General features: G+C 37.5%; 14 protein-coding genes, 1 tRNA gene and 2 pseudogenes. 7 read left to right on the top strand and 10 right to left on the bottom strand.

Translation table 11 applies throughout. The annotated features are described in order from the left end of the window. Positions 1-14: 14 nt before the first annotated feature. Positions 15-1247, top strand: a complete 1233-nt coding sequence (locus K2F26_RS10390) for an MFS transporter (RefSeq protein WP_220611393.1) — start codon at positions 15-17, stop codon at positions 1245-1247. A 240-nt stretch (positions 1248-1487) separates the two neighbouring features. Here the strand turns inward: K2F26_RS10390 and K2F26_RS10385 are convergent. Next, a tRNA-Arg gene (locus tag K2F26_RS10385) sits at positions 1488-1561 on the bottom strand. Positions 1562-1598: 37 nt separating this feature from the next. Here K2F26_RS10385 and moaC point away from each other — a divergent pair. The 4 genes from moaC (at position 1599) to K2F26_RS10365 (ending at position 3362) form a co-directional block, all read left to right on the top strand. Beyond that, on the top strand, positions 1599-2120 hold the full coding sequence (moaC, locus tag K2F26_RS10380; protein ID WP_220611392.1) for a cyclic pyranopterin monophosphate synthase MoaC: 522 nt from the start codon (positions 1599-1601) through the stop codon (positions 2118-2120). A 188-nt stretch (positions 2121-2308) separates the two neighbouring features. Beyond that, positions 2309-2566 (top strand): hypothetical protein, encoded by a 258-nt coding sequence (locus tag K2F26_RS10375; protein ID WP_096570648.1) that lies wholly within the window; start codon positions 2309-2311, stop codon positions 2564-2566. 129 nt (positions 2567-2695) lie between these two features. Next, on the top strand, positions 2696-3004 hold the full coding sequence (locus tag K2F26_RS10370; RefSeq protein ID WP_194058936.1) for a DUF3181 family protein: 309 nt from the start codon (positions 2696-2698) through the stop codon (positions 3002-3004). A gap of 139 nt (positions 3005-3143) precedes the next feature. Beyond that, on the top strand, positions 3144-3362 hold the full coding sequence (locus tag K2F26_RS10365; RefSeq protein ID WP_096570654.1) for an acetyltransferase: 219 nt from the start codon (positions 3144-3146) through the stop codon (positions 3360-3362). Positions 3363-3512: 150 nt separating this feature from the next. On the opposite strand, the gene K2F26_RS10360 is transcribed toward K2F26_RS10365, so the two are convergent. From K2F26_RS10360 to polA, 5 genes and pseudogenes are all read right to left on the bottom strand, one after another. Further along, positions 3513-3983 carry an ABA4-like family protein gene (locus K2F26_RS10360; RefSeq protein ID WP_220611391.1) on the bottom strand — a complete coding sequence of 157 codons (471 nt, stop codon included), beginning with the start codon at positions 3981-3983 and terminating at the stop codon, positions 3513-3515. An 82-nt stretch (positions 3984-4065) separates the two neighbouring features. Then, positions 4066-5118, bottom strand: a complete 1053-nt coding sequence (gene cobW, locus K2F26_RS10355; protein WP_220611390.1) for a cobalamin biosynthesis protein CobW — start codon at positions 5116-5118, stop codon at positions 4066-4068. A gap of 130 nt (positions 5119-5248) precedes the next feature. Next, complete coding sequence (locus K2F26_RS10350) at positions 5249-5500, bottom strand: hypothetical protein (RefSeq protein WP_220611389.1); 252 nt, start codon at positions 5498-5500, stop codon at positions 5249-5251. A 424-nt stretch (positions 5501-5924) separates the two neighbouring features. Beyond that, a pseudogene (locus K2F26_RS10345) lies at positions 5925-7392 on the bottom strand (ISLre2-like element ISCst1 family transposase). 213 nt (positions 7393-7605) lie between these two features. Further along, the gene (gene polA / locus K2F26_RS10340; RefSeq protein ID WP_220611388.1) at positions 7606-10581 is read right to left on the bottom strand and encodes a DNA polymerase I; all 2976 of its coding nucleotides are present in this window, start codon (positions 10579-10581) and stop codon (positions 7606-7608) included. A 76-nt stretch (positions 10582-10657) separates the two neighbouring features. Here polA and K2F26_RS10335 point away from each other — a divergent pair, with 76 nt between their 5' ends. After that, positions 10658-11509, top strand: a complete 852-nt coding sequence (locus K2F26_RS10335) for a Cof-type HAD-IIB family hydrolase (RefSeq protein WP_220611387.1) — start codon at positions 10658-10660, stop codon at positions 11507-11509. A gap of 366 nt (positions 11510-11875) precedes the next feature. On the opposite strand, the gene K2F26_RS10330 is transcribed toward K2F26_RS10335, so the two are convergent. Then, entirely contained in the window at positions 11876-12763 is an 888-nt protein-coding gene (locus tag K2F26_RS10330; RefSeq protein WP_246605577.1) for a DALR anticodon-binding domain-containing protein, read from the bottom strand. Positions 12764-13059: 296 nt separating this feature from the next. Between K2F26_RS10330 and K2F26_RS10325 the strand changes: the two genes are divergently transcribed. After that, positions 13060-13779 carry a Crp/Fnr family transcriptional regulator gene (locus K2F26_RS10325; protein WP_220611386.1) on the top strand — a complete coding sequence of 240 codons (720 nt, stop codon included), beginning with the start codon at positions 13060-13062 and terminating at the stop codon, positions 13777-13779. Between the two features lie 71 nt (positions 13780-13850). Here the strand turns inward: K2F26_RS10325 and K2F26_RS10320 are convergent. From K2F26_RS10320 to K2F26_RS10310, 3 genes and pseudogenes are all read right to left on the bottom strand, one after another. Continuing rightward, positions 13851-14378: pseudogene (locus K2F26_RS10320) on the bottom strand (substrate-binding domain-containing protein); the annotation flags it as partial. Positions 14379-14703: 325 nt separating this feature from the next. Further along, positions 14704-16104 (bottom strand): ABC transporter substrate-binding protein, encoded by a 1401-nt coding sequence (locus K2F26_RS10315; RefSeq protein WP_220611385.1) that lies wholly within the window; start codon positions 16102-16104, stop codon positions 14704-14706. Between the two features lie 53 nt (positions 16105-16157). Then, positions 16158-17597 (bottom strand): serine/threonine-protein kinase, encoded by a 1440-nt coding sequence (locus K2F26_RS10310; protein ID WP_220611384.1) that lies wholly within the window; start codon positions 17595-17597, stop codon positions 16158-16160. Positions 17598-17617 lie beyond the last annotated feature (20 nt).

The following is a 17617-nucleotide window of genomic DNA, read 5'->3' as shown; positions in this document are numbered from 1 at the left end:
AAATAACATCTGCCGTGAAAAATTTTGATACTATTGACGCTAATTTGCGGCGCAACCTACTAATATTATTTGCAGCAGGTTTATTATTCTGGTCGGCTTTAGCTTCTTTGTTGCCAACATTACCTTTATATATAGAATCTCTAGGGGCAACAAAACAACAAATTGGCATTGTTATGGGTAGCTTTGCCATCGGGATGTTAGTATTTCGTCCCCAAGTGGGGATTTTAGCAGACAGTCAGGGTAGAAAAATTGTGTTACTGATTGGGTTGGCAGTAGCAGCGATCGCACCATTGGGTTATTTAGCAGTAAAATCACTACCACTACTAATGGTAATTCGTGCCTTTCATGGTATCAGTATTGCCGCCTTTGGTACTGGTTTCATTGCCTTGGTGGGAGACTTAGCACCAGAACACCGTCGGGGTGAAATCATAGGTTATATGAGTTTAGTTAATCCCATCGGTGTAGCACTCGGTCCAGCTTTAGGGGGATATTTACAAGCCACAGTAGGCTACACACCTTTATTTATCGCATCTACAACTTTAGGTTTTTTGGGCTTACTTTGTCTTTTACCCGTTGTTAACCCACCGATTATTGAAAAACCCAAAGACGTTACTGATGATAAATTTTGGCAACTCATCACCAGTCCCCGTGTCCGTGTACCCGCTATTGTGTTGTTACTAATTGGCTTATCGTTAGGGACAGTACATACCTTTATTGCCTTGTACATTAAATCAACAGGAGTAGATTTAAATGCGGGGTTGTTTTTTACCGCCGCCGCTATTGCTAGTTTCAGTATTAGATTAGTTGCTGGTAAGGCTTCTGATAAATACGGTAGAGGTTTATTTGTCACCTTCAGCCTGACTGCTTACACCTTGGCAATGGTATTAATTTGGCAAGCAAACAGCCCCTTAACATTTTTAATAGGTGCAGTTGTTGAAGGTGCGGCTTCTGGAACTGCTATTCCCATGATTTCTGCAATGATGACAGATAGAGCCTTACCCTATGAAAGAGGGCGAATTTTTGGCGTGTCTTTAATGGGATTTGATGTAGGACTAGCTATAGCCGGTCCAGTTGTCGGTTCTATTGCCCAACAAATGGGATATCGCAGTATGTTTGGTTTTGCTACGGGCTTAACTTTACTGGCTGTGCTGATTTTTATTACACAGTCGAGTAAAAATATCTCCCAGTCGTTCCGCTTTGCCCTTGGCCGTGGTGAAGATGCCTATGCTTTAAAAAGCAAGGTGTAGTTATCAATTGACAATTGACAATTGATAATTGTTTCATTCAAGGTTTAAAACCTCCTCTTTCATGGGGAAAAAGCCCAAAATTCCGCTTGTGAAATCCTCTTCCTGGAACGGAGAAGTAATTGTCAATTGTTCATTGTTAATTGTCCATTATTGAAACCTATTCCCCAGTCACCAATCACTAGTCACCTAAAAAAATTGCACAAACCCAATTACCGAGTTTGTGCGATTATTGTTATTTAACGGGCGAGGAGGGATTCGAACCCCCGACACCGTGGTCCGTAGCCACGTGCTCTAGTCCACTGAGCTACACGCCCTTAACCAACGAATCTTATAGTAACACACACTTCCCAAATGACGCAAGAGGTTTTTTCAAATTCTTCCCATATTTCTCAAAATATTTCTCAACTTTCTCATCTCACCCCCCAGGGAGAGGCGCAAATGGTTGATGTGTCTGGGAAAGTTGCCACTGTGCGGGAAGCTGTGGCTACTGCTAAAGTGCGAATGCTCCCAGAAACGTTAGCAGCTATTGAAGCGGGGAATGCTCCTAAAGGGGATGTTTTGGCAACTGCTAGGTTAGCGGGTATTATGGCCGCTAAACAAACAGCTAATTTAATTCCCCTTTGTCATCCCTTACCTTTGCAAAAGATTACTGTTGATATCAAACCAGATGCACAACTACCCGGTTATCAAATTTATGCCACAGTCAAAACCAAGGCGGAAACAGGTGTAGAAATGGAAGCTTTAACAGCGGTTTCTGTTGCTGCTCTTACCTTATATGATATGGCTAAAGCTCTGGAAAAGTCGATTCAAATTGAAGCCATTAGTTTGGTTAGTAAGACAGGTGGAAAATCTGGAGATTATCAGCAATTTTAGATTTTGGATTTTAGATTTTAGATTGGGTAATTGGTAATTGGTAATTGGTAATTGGGAAAAATAAAATTGATTACCCAGTCACCAGTCACCAGTACCCAATCACCAATCACCAGTCACCAGTCACCAATAATAACGAGAATGTGTTAACATCTGTAACAAATTCACAAATTCACAAATATTAATTATTTATGCCTCCTCGCTGGCCACGCAAACCAGATCGTAAAGATCCAGAGTTCCGTAAGTTAGATGATCGGATGAATTTTGCTTTTCATGTAGCTGTTGCTGCTACTGTTAATTCTGGGTTGTGGTTTTTCCACATCTTGAAATCTACATCCTGGGAATGGTTGACACCATTAACTCTAGGTTGGGTAGGGGTAATATTGCTGCATTTCATTTATATTAGTGCGATCGCTAATTACTCAGAAACTCCACCCTCATCAACCTGAAGACTGACTGCTAATGCTGGGGCGTTGTCACCGTTGGTAGTAGATACAGTCTAGCTAATTGCGCCATAATATGAAATAAGCTGAAATAAACTAAAAATCCGCGCCCTTGTTTTGTAATGAGGTTATTTTATGGCTACAACTCCTACCACAGAAATACTAGAAGCCCTAGCAGCAGAAATAGGCGAAAATGTCTATATAGACATTGCTAAATGGCATCTTTACCTATCTGATGCCAAACTTCATACCGTCGTTGCTGAAAAATTATATCCTTTAATTGTTGATAAAAATGTCAATGAAGACAGAGTTTTAGAATTATTAGCATCCATCCCTGTAAAAATTGGTGGTGGGAGAAAAGAACTACCTTTGATTGATTTATTGCCTCTACAATGTCAAGTAAGCTTGGTTGACATACTAGAAAAATATCAACGGGAAATTTAAGTTATTCAGGAGTTAGGAGTTAGGAGTCAGGAGTCAGGAATAAAATTGACTTGATTTACCTGTTAATCGACGTTATTCTCAGTTGAAAATTCACACATCCTTGAGTATTGAATCACATAATTAAAGGAGGATTTTTGATATGTTTTTACAAATCAAAAATAGTCGGGATTTAGTCAAAATTGTTGATTTTCAAGAATTAATTGATCCTAATAGTGAAATTGTACACGCTAAAGATCAAGAAGGACAAGAAGAACAGGAAACAGACACCTATCAAAAGGAAGATTTGGTTTTTCCATCAGGGGAAAAATTACCACGTTGTTGGTTAGATGCTAATTACCAAACAGCGCACGCTGCATAATTGTAAGCATTCAGCTATCAGTAATCAGTAATCAGTAATCAGTAATCAGTAATCAGCTTTTTTCTAGAGAGAGACTGAGATTAACTACACCAGTTTTAATGAATAGTTTTCTTCTTTTTTGCTGACTACTGACTACTGAATGCTGACAATTTAATTAACAGCAGCTTTTTCTTCTACTGTCACACCTTCACCTTCAGAAGTTTTGGAAAATGCTTTAAAAATCCAAGCTGTGAAAATATGAGAAAGTACACCCATTGGACCTGCAAATAAACACAAAGCTAAAGAATGAATTGTCCAAACTCCGGTTTTTTGACCTTCCCAATATATCCATCTTCCCACAAATAAATCCATCACTAGAAAATGAATCCAACCTGTAGCAGCGGCCGTTTCATCACCAAAAAATTTAGCTATATCTGCTAACTGAGGATTTGATAAAGCAGCAGCATTTTCTGGGGTAATACTGCTGACAAATAAATACACATAAGCAGCAGCTAAAACCACAAAAGGAAGATATAATTCCATTACCTTGCGGGTGACTTTCCAGTTAGGTAACAAAATCATTAAAGCCCAAAAGGGTAAAACAAACAAATTGGCAATGTTGAATAAATCGGTGATATTCATATTAGGTGACAGGTGACAGGTGACAGGTGACAGGTGACAGTAGGGGTTTAGCAATGCTAAACCCTTACCGATTCATAATATATTACAATGCTACTAATTCAGATTCTATTTCTGAAGATTCTAAATCACGACCGATAAAAACTAAACGGGTTTGTTTTGCTTCTTCTGGTTTCCAAGGTCGGTCATAAAATTTTTCAAATCTTGTCCCTACACCTTGCATAACTAACCGCATGGGTTTATTCGCAACTGCAACAAATCCTTTGATTCGGTAAATTTCTTTTTGTTCTGCAAGTTTCTTTAACGTTTCTTGCAGTTTTTCTGGGTCAAAGGTACGATCTAAAATGACGTGAGTTGAATTTATTTCATCATCGTGATCGTGATCTTCTTCTGTGTCGTGATGACTAGGACGATCATCTAAATTATCTTCAACTGCTGCTTGATATCCTAATAATATAGAAGGGTCAAGTTTACCATAATCACTAGAGACTATTTTCACTTCTCTGGGTAATTCGTTTTTGACTATTTCTACAACTTCTGATTTTTGCTGATCATCAACTAAATCAGTTTTATTCAAAATCACTAAATCTGCACAAGCAAGCTGATCTTCAAACAATTCTTGTAACGGTGTTTCATGTTCTAGACTATCATCTTCTTGTCTTTGGGCGGCGATCGCTTCTAAATCACTTGCAAATGTTCCCGCAGCAACCGCAGCGCAATCTACAACAGTAATTACTGCATCTACTGTAGCAGCATTGCGGATTTCTTGCCAACGAAAGGCTTTAACTAAGGGTTTTGGTAATGCTAAACCAGAGGTTTCAATTACAATACAATCAATGCTATCACGGCGTTTAATTAATTCCTGCATTGTGGGGTAAAATTCCTCTTGCACAGTGCAGCATAAACAGCCGTTTGTTAGTTCAAATATATTAGTATTTTCTGGATTTTCTTGTATTTCATCTTCGGGGCAAATTTGGCAGGATTTTAATAATTCTCCATCTATTCCAAGTTCGCCAAATTCGTTAACTAATACTGCTATGCGTCGTCCTTGGTTGTTTTGCAGTAGGTGACGGATGAGGCTGGTTTTACCGCTTCCTAAAAAGCCGGTGATGACTGTGACGGGGATTTTTGTGGCCATGTTTTGTGTGTAGTTTTGAGATCAATTTTACCATATATTGTCACCCTAGATACCCAAATTATTCAAGAAGTAAAGGATCTAGTGAGAGATAAACTGTACCCAGTTTAAAGATAATTTAATTTTAAAACTATTATATAAACTTCAATGAATTGATTAATTCCTCACATCTTTCTTCTCTCATTTCTGAGATAATATTAGTAATTGTATCTTGTAAAGATTGATTGTTGAGTCTTTGGTTAAGTATTTCTCCTCTGTGAATGATGCTTTTTTGGATAATACTCCAATCAGGTTTAATTTGTAATTCTGTTTCTAATAGTTGTTTCTCTTCTGGTGATAAACAATGAATGATTTCGACTAATTTTTTGACTAATTCCCTGTTCATGGTTGTGGTTATTGGTAAGGAATAATTGTTGATATTTATTTGATTATAACGTAATTTGCTGTATTTAACCTAATACTTATCAGTTAATATCAATTTACATTGAAGTTGCATATAATAGAGATATGAGGGTTAAGTGAGACAAGACAAAAATGGCACGTCAGCTAAAAATAGAAAGGGAGCAATGCGATTTTGTGGGATGACCCCACCGGGAGAGCGATCGCTAATGAAGCAATGGTCGTACTGAGTCTTGTAATTAACAAAAAGAGAAAAATCAGCAACTACAATTTATCTTCTTGAGATATCCCAAAAAGACTACACAGCAATGATTTGAGATTGATAGAAATAAAAAGTCTACGTCAAGATAATGACGAAAAGTATTGATTATGACAATACAAACCTCAAACTAGAAAAAAATGTATAAAAATTACCCAACAGTTTGAGGACGAATAAAAGATGTGAAGATAGAATCGCAAAAATTATCCCAACTATGAGCCATCCATTGACATCGAAGATGTAACATAATTTCTGCATTATTTTTCAACCAAAATTTACTGTTACCTTTGATTCTTAAATTAACGACTTGTCGAATTAAACAATCAAAAAGCCCCACTACCAATTGGCAATTTTTGGGCGGAAACCTGAGCATATTTTAACCGCCCTTCACTATATCCACGCAACAAATAGTTTCTTTGTGTAACCATAGTTTTGCAACGTTCTCCGGTGGCTTTGACAATAAATTCATCCATCTGTCTGATGACAGTAAGAGCATGAGATTTTTTTAAAGTTTTACGTGCTTGTTTAAACCATTTTTTTCGTTCGCTTTCATCACTAAATGCCACATCAGCGAACTTTTGTAACCGTTCAGTAACATGATAAAAATCCAATAATTGATAAGTTTCTTTGGGAGAATTCAACTTTTCCAATAGTGGGGGAATATGTTTCCAAATCCATTCCGCCGCGTCAGCAATTAAAAGAACTTGTTTGGCTTGACTAATTCCCAATCTAACTAGGTGCATTTCTAAGATTGGTAAAAATCCCTTATAATCTTCATACGTACCATCGTTGGTAATAGGAATATCCTGAGTTTTTACTTTTTTTCCCTGTTCATCAACTACATAAATTGTTAATAATTTTGGCTCTACCCATTCACCAATAAAGCCATGTCGGTTGGTTTTTGGATTCTTTCTCCCTTTTTTATTCAGCCGAATCTTACTCCTACCACCGTCTACAGCAATTACAACTCTTTGATTCTGAAGAATATTACTATTAGGTAAATTCCCCTGTTGTAGGTTATTTATTTGAGATTGACGTAAGTCAATACCAATTTTACCGAATTTATATGTGAGTCGTTCAATTCGTTTGAGACTCATATCAATTCCCCAATCTGATAAGATTGTTTGTGCCGCTTCAAATGAACTAGCTATTGCGCCATATTTGGCAATATTTGACCACACTAATGGGGTTAAACCTTCTGACATTCCTAACCATTTCAACCAGGGACAGAATCCTTGGTTTTTCAACTTATTTTTCTCAGGATTTTTTTCTTTTCTGTTGACGACATAAGGTAATTTGAGCGTTACTAAAACATTACCTATTGTTAATATTTCTCTCTTTCTACAACCGTGTCTTTTTGTTTTGGGATGCCAATAACCTTTGGTTTGATTTATTGCTGTTTGATGAGCCAATTCTGATTGAGAAAGCTTATGCAATAATATTGCAATACATTGACCTGCTAACACTAAGGCCGCTTCTCTAATTTTTTCTTCTCTTTCTTTTACTGTTCGTCCATCCCATTCTTCGATTTTTGTCAAATCTAAAAGTTTCTTCACCTCATCTTGAAATTCTGATATGGAATCTGTTAAACTTAGATTTGCATATATATTTTTTTCTATCAAGGTAGATTCTTCCTTTTTCAATATTATTCCTAAAAGGAAATTCTACCTTTTTTTGCTCACCACAATCGACTACCAGCTTATTTCTTGTCGGAGTCTTTCTCAGTAATTTCTCTATATACTTTGTACTAAATGCTAACTTCTTACTGAAGTGTTAATTAGCGATCGCTCTCCCGGTGGGGTCATCCCACAAAATCGCATTGCTCCCGATCACTACTTTGTTTCCATCCAATTATCACCCGCACGCACATCAACAACCAAAGGAACACTTAAACTCACCGCATTTTCCATCACTGACTTAATTTCTATTTGCAATTCTTCCCATTCTTGGGGAGGAACTTCAAACACTAATTCATCATGAACTTGCAATAACAACCGCGCTTTATATCTCCTTAAAACCTCATGTATTCTAACCATTGCAATTTTAATAATATCCGCACTCGAACCTTGAATTGGTGCATTTGCAGCAGAACGCAATAACCCCGCATCATAAGCACCCAAATTTTTTAACTTGCTCAAATCAATATCTTCTAAATTTCTACCCCTTAACTCTTTCAAGCTTTTAGTAGTAAAATCAAAATAACGTCTTCTACCCAAAATTGTTTCTACATAACCTTGAGCAATAGCTTGTTTTTTCACACTTTCCAAATATTTAAACACTTGGGGATATCGTTCATTAAATCGCTTGATAAATTCATTTGCAGTATTCTTATCCACACCTGTAGAACGAGAAAACTTTAACGAACCCATCCCATAAATCACACCAAAATTAATTGTTTTCGCAAAACGTCTTTCTTCTGATGTCACCTCATCTTTTTCAAACACCAATTTAGCTGTTACTGTATGAATATCCTCATTATTTTGATAAGCTTGAATTAATACAGGTTCTTGACTCAAATGTGCCAAAATTCTTAACTCAATTTGTGAATAATCAGCAGCAACCATTAACCAACCAGATTGGGGTAAAAACGCTTTTCTAATTTGTCTACTAAAAGCGGTACGAATGGGAATATTTTGTAAATTAGGATTAGAAGAAGATAACCTACCTGTTGCAGTTACAGTTTGATTAAAATCAGTATGTAACCGTTGACTTTTCGGATGTACCAACGTTGGTAAAGCATCTACATAGGTAGATTTTAATTTTGATAAAGTTCGATATTCAATAATCGCATCAACAAAACCAGTATCATCAATTTCTTGGAGTTTTTCTAAAGTTGCAGCATCGGTAGAATAACCAGTTTGAATTTTGCGGGAATATTTGGTACTTAAAGCAAGTTTATCAAACAAAATATAACTCAATTGTTTAGGAGAACCTAAATTAAATGTTTCTCCCGCAATTTCTGTTGCTTTTGTTTCTAAAACTGCTAAATCTGATTCTAACAACTGAGACAATTCTTGTAAATAACCAGAATTAATTTTTACCCCTGTATATTCCATTTCCGCTAAAACGGTTTCCAGGGGTTGTTCCACTTCTACCAATAATTTCTCTAATGCTGGTATTTGATGTAATTCATTTCGCAATTTTTCAACTAATTGAAATGTGGCATAAACTTGAGTTCCACAATAATATGCTACTGTATTTATGCCAATGTCAGCAATAGTTTTTTGTGGTTCTTTTTTCCCAGTTTTGGGTACAATATCATTATATTCTGTGAGTTGTAATCCCAAATATCTTAAAGATAAATCACTTAAATTGTGGGTATTATCTGGATTGAGCAAATAACTTGCTAACATGGGATCAAATACCACCCCTGTTAAATTAATTCCCTGACACTTGAAAATTAATCTATCAAATTTGGCATTTTGAAATGTTTTTGGATAATCTGCATTTTCTAAAATTGGACGTAGTTTTGATAATACTACATCTAATTTTAAATTATTGCCAATATTACCTATTTTATGACCAACGGGAATATAAGCAACTTCATTTTCTCCTGTTCCCCAACAACAACCAATTCCTACTAAATTTGCATCTCTTGGTTCTAAATCAGTTGTTTCTGTATCCCAAGCAACGGGTTTTTCTGGGTTAGTGCATTTCTCTAAAATGCTCACTAACTCCTCTAATTTTTCTGTTGTATCAATAATGCGAATTTGAATTTTTCCATGATTTGATTTTTCAGCATTCGCTGTATCTTCCGCAGTAAAAAACCATAGTTCATCATCTTCTTCAGATGCAATATTAATCTGGTTATTTTTGATAGTTTTGGTTTGGGTTTCTGGAACTTCTCCCCCGAATTTTGCTTGTAGTTCGTTGATTTGTTCTAAAAATTTCTTAAATTCTAACTTCTCTAAAATGGGAATTAAATTAGCAGTATCAAAACCCGTTAATTGACAATCTTCTAAATTAACTTCTAAAGGTACATCTACAACTATTTTGGCTAAATATTGAGAATGTAAAGCATTTTCCTTACCTGCAATTAATTTTTTTTGATTTGCACCTGTAATTTTATCTATGTTGGCGTAAATTTCCTCTAAAGAATTATAAGTATTTAATAATTTTACTGCTGTTTTTTCCCCAATTCCTTTAACTCCAGGAATATTATCAGATGTATCTCCACAAAGGGCTTTAAAATCTACAATTTGGGTAGGTAAAACGCCTAATTTTTCTTTAACTTGTTCTGCTTGAAATTCTGTGATACTATTGGCAGAACGTTTTAACGCTTCAGGACTAAAATTTAAAACTGTAATCCCTTTTTTTTCATCAATTAGTTGAAATAAATCCCTATCTCCTGATAAAATCTTCACTCGATAACCAGCCGCAGATGCTTTTTGTGATAAAGTTCCTAAAACATCATCCGCTTCATAACCTGGTTGTGTAATAATCGGTATATTTAAAGCTGTTAATAAATCATTCAGGTTTTCTACATCGGGAATAAAATCTTCTGGTGTTTCTGCCCTATTCGCTTTATAGTTATCATCAGCTTCATGCCGAAATGTAGGTGCTGCTAAATCAAATGCTACTGCTATTGCTTGTGGTTGTTCGCTTTTTAATACTTCTAATAAACATTTAATAAATCCAAAACAAACACTTGTAGGAATACCTGCTTTTGTACGTAGTCCGCCATCTCTACCTTTAGCAAAAGCGAAATAGGAACGAAAAGCTAGAGAATGTCCATCTACAAGGATAATAGTAGGATTGGTTGTAGTTGCAGAATCTGAAATCACTGAATTAGTCGAGTTTGGGAACATAGCCTATTTTAACTATTGCTGATCGCCTGTTAATCTCTTACTGGGACGATTATTAAATAATGTATCTGCTCATCTTATGACATCTATCAACAATCAGGCTGAAAATAAAAAAGATATTAAGCTACTGGTACTAGATATAGATGGTACGATCGCTGGCCATGACAACCAAGTCAGTGAAACTGTACAGCAAGCTATTAAAGCAGTCCAAGCTAAAGGTATTCAAGTAGCTATAGCTACAGGTAGAATGTATTGTTCAGCTTTGCGCTTTCATCAAGATGTAAGGTCTAATTTACCATTAGTAGCTTATCAGGGTGCTTGGATTCAAGACCCTAATACTGGTAAACTTCACCGTCATTTAACTGTAACTAAGGAAATTGCCCATCAATTACTAGATTACTTTGAACAGCCACATTTGCGATCGCTCCTTTCAGTCCATTTTTATATTAATGATCAACTTTACGTGCGAGAAATCACTACAGATACCGCAGACTATTCTCAACGTTGTGGTGTTACTCCTCTTCCTGTGGGTGATTTGCGTCAAGCATTAACCGATAATATCCCCACTAAGGTTTTAGCCTTGTGTAATGAAGTAGACTTGATTAGAAAAATGATGGGTGATTTACGTTTACAATACACACCCGCAGAATTATACATGACAACTTCTGTCGCCACCTTCCTAGAAGTAGCAAATCCTTTTGTTAACAAAGGTACTGCTGTCCGTTACCTTGCAGAAGAAATTTTAGGAATAGAAAGCAGTCAAGTAATGACTATTGGGGATAACTTTAATGATGTAGAAATGTTGGAATATGCAGGAATAGGTGTAGCAATGGGAAGCGCACCAGAACCAGTAAAAGCGATAGCAACGTGGGTGACACCCAGTGTAGAAAATGATGGAGTAGCGATCGCCCTAGAAAAATTCTTACTTTAACAGGTGACTGGGGGTTCTATTTTGGATTTTGGATTTTGGATTTTGGATTATTTTTCTTAATTTCAATCTAAAATCTAAAATCTAAAATCTAAAATCTAAAATTTCCCTGACTCCTGACTTCTACCCAAACATCAGAAAGAACACCGACGACTGGCCGTGTTTCGTCTCGGTGTCCTTGCTGGTTCGCTCCTCACACACCAGCTAATATATCCCAGGAGTCAGATCACGTCAATAGCTACAGTCAAATTTTTTCAATTGCAGTCTCAGGAGGCAGGAAGGAGTCAGGAGTCAGGAGATCAAGGAGTAATATCTTATTCTCCCCAGTCACCAGTCACCAATCACCAATCACCAGTCACCAGTCACCAATCACAACTCCACAGGCGCAAAAACTGCCAATTTACTTTCTAATACAGACCTTAAAACCAAATGGGTAACAATCAGCAATCCTAACCTAGCCTGAGCTAACTCCAATGAATTAATTTTCACTTCCCCCCAGATGCGACAATTACACCAGAAACTTTCAAAAGCTTCGCTCAATTTCAGTGCAGTTGTCATCCAGTTAACTGAAGTGTTAGAATCAGGGAATACCAAATCATCCACCATTTTTACCAACAGGTGCATCAGACGCACCTCATCCCCTTGATAAAGACGCAATTTTTGATCACAGTCTAGCCAAGGTATCGGTTGGGTAGACAGCAAACCTAGCACTTCTGTACTATTATCTATCAGTTGAATCAATCCCTCCCGATCAGCTAATCTCAATAATGAACAGCAGCGTGCATGGGCATATTGAATTTTAAACAATTTATTGTTGTAATTCTCACCATCTGGCCATCTTCCCGTCTCCCCATCTCCCCCACCTCCAATTCCTTCTAAGCTAGTTTCACCGACTGTTAGATTATGTAACCAAACTGCCAAAGTAGAATCAATCAGTTCTATATGAATCAAAGCAGGAGGAACAATTTTCACGTCAAAAATCTCGCCATAAGTTGCTAAATAAGCAGCGATTGACTTGACAATATGTTTCGCTTTTGAATTATCAGATGGAGAAAGTTGCAAAGCTACACTAGAAATATATAAAATTTTTTTACCATCTGTACCTTGATATAGAGGCAGTTTTCCCTTTTTGATCCATAGAATTTTCTCATCCTTAGTATAAACACTGAGGAAATTTATTAAATGGATATGGACTATTTGTTTAATTGAGGTATACTTCTTAAAGAGTAGCCAATGTTGCACGTAGTTATTTAGCAAACTTTTACGGTTATCACGATTTTATCCTGTTCCATCCACCTTGAGATAGAAGTTTAGTCTAAGTAAAGAAAAATGAGAGTAGGATAAAATTTCATGAATAATCGATGAATGATTAGTAAACTTTACTACTCTCATTGTACAGTAAGAAGTATAACAAAAGAGTAGAGGGCAAAATTCGCTTTCTACACTTTGGATGGCTGACGCTGTTGGGTGTTCAGCCTACCCTGTTAACACAAAGACACTCCTTGCACCTTTTTATTTAGTCTTTGTTTTTAGCCGAACGCTCTTTGTTAACTATGCAATCTCAATCCTCTTTTTCCGAGGCATCACGGCCTTTCTTAACTTGGCAACGAATTCTTGACTGGGCGCAAGAACACTACCGCTGTCGCACCTTCAGCAAAGATGAGCGCATTCCCGCCAGACCCGGATTGCTGTATTTAGTGCAGAGAGGTGCAATCCGCATGGTAGGAACAGCCCAAGTAAGTGCTACTGCCAGCCAGCTAACATCTCGACGCATTAACAGAACCCCTGAAGAAGCCTTTTTGGGTTTTGTGGGCGCAGGACAACCATTTGAAATCGTGGCTCAGTCCCCCTTTACACTCCAAGCTTACGCCCACGTTGACCAAACTGCGGTGCTGTGGATGTACTGGCATGATTTGGATAACTGGCCTCACTTCCGTCGTGAAGTCATGGATGCCTTTAGATATCAACATCAGCGCAAGCTATTGTGGCTAAGTGCTTTAGGACAACGACGTACAATTGACCGACTGCTAGGTTTCCTCACCTTATTGATTGAGGAATATGGAGAACCGGCAATGAGCGAAACCGATCCCGATGTCATTCGCGGCTATTGCCTACCTTTCCCTCTCACCCATGCCCAAATTGGTAGCGCCATTGGTTCTACCCGCGTCACAGTTACTCGCTTGATGGGTAAATTGCGTCAACGTGGACTCATCCTCACCCAAGGGGATAATCTGATTTGCTTGCCAGCAGAGTCAATTAACAGAGCCAACTAAAACACATTCACAAAGCCAAGTGAAGTGTCTAAGCTGGTTCTGGGAATTTTAGAAGCTATGACTAGCAGGTGTCAGCGGATTTTAACAAACCCAGTTTGGGTAATTAGTTCCTGTCCCTGCTCTGTTAGCAGTAAGTTAGCATAAGCAACGCCGACTTGCTCCTCAGTTTGACCATTCTGTTTAACCACCACAAACAGATTCCGGGTAATCGGGTATTTTCCTGATTGAAAAGCCTGAATGTTCAATTGATTCCGTTTTTCAGGACATTGATTAGGGAGAATCAATGGTTCTTGATAGGGAGCAATGTATTCCCCAGCCGTGCGTCCCAAAGGTAAGGGTTTAATCAAACATTGAGGAACAACCTCTGGAGCAGAAGCGTAATAGATGCCACCAGGACTATCAGCCACCTTTTTTAAGGCTTGGGTGGTCGTAGAAACAAACTCTACTTGGGAACTGAATGCTTGACCACCCAAAATGTCTTGGACAAAAAGTTCAACTGTGCCACCATCACTAATTCGGCGTGTAAATGCCTTAATAGGTAGATTGGGTCCACCCACTTGATTCCAATTATTAATCTTGCCTGTGTATATGGATTTTAGTGGGTTAAAGATATACCAAGAACCAATGGTTCATTTTTTTGAGACATAGTAAATTACCATTTTTGGTGGATATAGAAATATTTAGGGTTGATAAGTATTAATTTTTTTTGCAAACATTCTCATAAAAGGAGGCAGGAGGTAGCAACACCGAAAACTCTCTTGAAACCTCTTAACTTTGTGTTCTTTGCGTTTTTTGCGGTTCATTCATATCAAGCTTTGTATCAATTGCAAAATTCCAAAAAAATAAACTTACACATTTGGGATGCTCCCAAATATTCTGACTCCTGACTCCTAACTCCTGAACTTCTTGCTTAATTTTCAATTTTCAATTGCTTGGTGATATTGGCTCAAAATCATACCCAGCACGAGAACGATTACCAGGAACAATTTTTACAAGTTGGACTGAGGCGTTTCTATCTCCTGATGGTAAAAAGCGAATTTCACCAGCAGCGCCTGTAGCAGAAAATCCAGGAGATACAAGAGTTTTTTGAATACCAGAACGGGTGGGATCTTTTCCTAAGGCAGCAATCAAGGCTTTTGTGGCATCATAGGCTAGGGCAGTACGCCAACTCACATCAGCACCCCATAATTTTCGGGATGTTTTGGGAAATTCCGATTTGGGATTACCTTGAATATGCCAGGGAACTGCTAATACCATTCCTACTGCTTGTTCTCTGCCAATTTCTAAGGTTTTTAGTGTATATACATCATCTCCTCCTAGTAATGTCAGACGCTTTTGATTTACTTGAACTACTTGCAATGCTTTATCTAAAGTTCCCGTGTCAGCAGCTAACATTAATACTTGCGCCCCTTGTTCAGTTGCTTGTTTCACACTGGAAGCAGCACTAAAATCGGCTTTGGATAAATCAAATTCTTGAGATACTTCTCCACCTTCCAATAACATAGAGGAAACAAACTCTGATTTCAGAGACTGACTATAGCCACTTTGAGAATTAAAGAAAACTGCTGCTTTTTTCTGATTGAGATTTTTCACCATGTAATTTGCTAAGGTTCTAGCAGCTATAAAATCACTGGGAACTGTTCTAAAAATGTAGGGGCTAAAGTTGGTAATTTTGACAGAAGTGCTAGTAGGAGAAATAGCAACAAGTTTTCCAGAATTATAAAGTGTACCTGCTGTTAATGTGGCATCGCTGGTATTACAGCAGACGACACCTAATACTTCTGGATTTTTGACGAGGTTAGCAGCGATTTGTTTGGATATTTCTGGCTTATCATCATCGTTAGCTATACCTACCTTTAAATAAGCTCCGTTAATTTTTCCATTGGTATTAATTTCATTTTGGGCTTGAGCGATACCTCGTAAAATTTCTAATCCAGCATTGGGGTCTGTTCCTAGTGGGGCTGATGCCACAATTGTATAGTTTTTTGTAGAGTTTTTGCTAGATCCAATCCTGGCGTTATTCAGATATATTAGTGCTTCGGGATCGTTGGGTTTGAGTTTTAGAGATGCTGTAAATTTGGCGATCGCTTGTAGATAATCTTTATTACCTATTGCTTTAGCACCATCTTCTTTAAGTTGAGAAGCTTCACCAGGGCTAAATATTTTTTCCCCAAAACTAATCCTTTCTGTAACTGATGTTTCTGATTGATTATTGTTATTTGTTTTCTGATTAGTTAGCGGTAAAAATAACCATATACCAATTCCCAGTACAGCACTTGTCAGCAATAAGGATAATAGTAATACTTTAACTTCTTTTTGCAACATAATTGAGTCCTTAAATTTACTTTTTAAATGACTTTTGAAAAAAAACAAAATATCTAAATTATTGAATATATTAATTTATAAATCAAACGAAATATTGATGTTACAGCAATAGCTATTAAAGCTGAAGCCAATGCTAAAATAACCACGTTCTGAATAACAATACCACGGTGTAAGAAGGGGAGAAAAAATATAATTGCCAAAGTAATGGCAGGGATAATTAATAAGTCAAATTTTTCCAACCAGCGTTTAGTTTGAGCAAAGATTAAACCACTCAAAATTACCACTGAAATAGCCAAGGTGATGATGGGGTTGTTGAGTAAGCTGAAAAGGGCGATCGCTATTAATGCTCCTTCAAACCCGCTAAAAGCTGCCCCAGCTAATAATTCCCAAGTAGCAAATTTTGGTTGTAGTGGGATTGGTTTTAGTGGTGGTGGTATTGGTGTTGGAGGTTGGGTTGATGGATGTGGTTGTATTTTTTGTCCCTGTGGTACTGATGGAGGTGTTTGTATTTGTGGAGGTGAAGCTGTAGGAATTACACTAGGAGCAGGTGGAGAAAGAGCTTGTAAAACTTCTGCTGCTGACTCAAAGCGTTGATTAGCAGCAGGGAGCAGCATTTTGTCTAAAATATCAGCTAGTCTGTCATTAACAGTAACTTGTGTCCGCCATTTCCACTCATTAGTATAGGAATCAAAAAGTTTACTAGCTTCCTGTCCTGTTAATAAAGTAATCACAGTCACAGCTAAAGCGTATAAATCCGTAGAGGGAAATACTTGATTTCCTGACATTTGTTCTGGTGGTGCAAAACCCATAGAATAGATGCCCGTAGAAGCAGTAGAAGCACCAGGAACATTAGCAACTTGTTTTACAGCACCAAAATCTAACAGAAATAATTTACCATCCCGACGACGCATAATGTTAGAGGGTTTAATATCTCTGTGAATAATGCCTTTTTCGTGGATAAAAGTGAGAACTGGGAGAATTTCCGTGAGTATTTGTGTAACTCCGATTTCTGAAAATTTACCTTCTTGGAGTAATTCTTCTTCTAGATTTTGTCCATCAATATATTCTTGAACGAGGTAAAAAAACTGCTCTTGTTTTCCTGGTGGTAAACTGGAGACAGAGACAGGGAAGAAAGCAAATAAGTCAGGAATTTGCTCATGTTCATTGCCTATTTGCGCTAAAACTTCTGCTTCTCGTTCAAAGAGTTGTTGTGCTAGTTGTAGTTGAGTAGGTGTTAAATTCCCAGCAGGTTGGAATTGCTTAACCACACAGGAGCGCATTCCCGGAATACGGCGATCGCGTGCTAAAAAAGCAGCACCAAAACCTCCCTTACCCAGTAACTGAGTAGGTACATAACGACCATCTAAAAGTAGTGGCATACCACAACTGATGCAGTATTTTTGCTGAGTAGTTTTTAAAGTTGTAACATCATCTAAATCCGCGAAATGGTTGATTGGCCTGGGGCAGTTGGTACGAGTGCAGTAAACTTCCATGTTAGTTGTGAGTCATGAGT

The organism is Sphaerospermopsis torques-reginae ITEP-024 (genome assembly GCF_019598945.1).
GTDB lineage: Bacteria > Cyanobacteriota > Cyanobacteriia > Cyanobacteriales > Nostocaceae > Sphaerospermopsis.
The sequence above is the reverse complement of the archived record's forward strand: the minus strand, read 5'-3'. Positions and strand labels throughout refer to the sequence as shown.

Excerpts from the sequence above, each read along its gene's own strand:
- moaC (WP_220611392.1), top strand. The coding sequence starts at position 1,599 with ATGACGCAAGAGGTTTTTTCAAATTCTTCCCATATTTCTCAAAATATT.
- K2F26_RS10375 (WP_096570648.1), top strand. The coding sequence starts at position 2,309 with ATGCCTCCTCGCTGGCCACGCAAACCAGATCGTAAAGATCCAGAGTTC.
- K2F26_RS10370 (WP_194058936.1), top strand. The coding sequence starts at position 2,696 with ATGGCTACAACTCCTACCACAGAAATACTAGAAGCCCTAGCAGCAGAA.
- K2F26_RS10365 (WP_096570654.1), top strand. The coding sequence starts at position 3,144 with ATGTTTTTACAAATCAAAAATAGTCGGGATTTAGTCAAAATTGTTGAT.
- K2F26_RS10360 (WP_220611391.1), bottom strand. The coding sequence starts at position 3,983 with ATGAATATCACCGATTTATTCAACATTGCCAATTTGTTTGTTTTACCC.
- cobW (WP_220611390.1), bottom strand. The coding sequence starts at position 5,118 with ATGGCCACAAAAATCCCCGTCACAGTCATCACCGGCTTTTTAGGAAGC.
- K2F26_RS10350 (WP_220611389.1), bottom strand. The coding sequence starts at position 5,500 with ATGAACAGGGAATTAGTCAAAAAATTAGTCGAAATCATTCATTGTTTA.
- polA (WP_220611388.1), bottom strand. The coding sequence starts at position 10,581 with ATGTTCCCAAACTCGACTAATTCAGTGATTTCAGATTCTGCAACTACA.
- K2F26_RS10335 (WP_220611387.1), top strand. The coding sequence starts at position 10,658 with ATGACATCTATCAACAATCAGGCTGAAAATAAAAAAGATATTAAGCTA.
- K2F26_RS10325 (WP_220611386.1), top strand. The coding sequence starts at position 13,060 with ATGCAATCTCAATCCTCTTTTTCCGAGGCATCACGGCCTTTCTTAACT.
- K2F26_RS10315 (WP_220611385.1), bottom strand. The coding sequence starts at position 16,104 with ATGTTGCAAAAAGAAGTTAAAGTATTACTATTATCCTTATTGCTGACA.
- K2F26_RS10310 (WP_220611384.1), bottom strand. The coding sequence starts at position 17,597 with ATGGAAGTTTACTGCACTCGTACCAACTGCCCCAGGCCAATCAACCAT.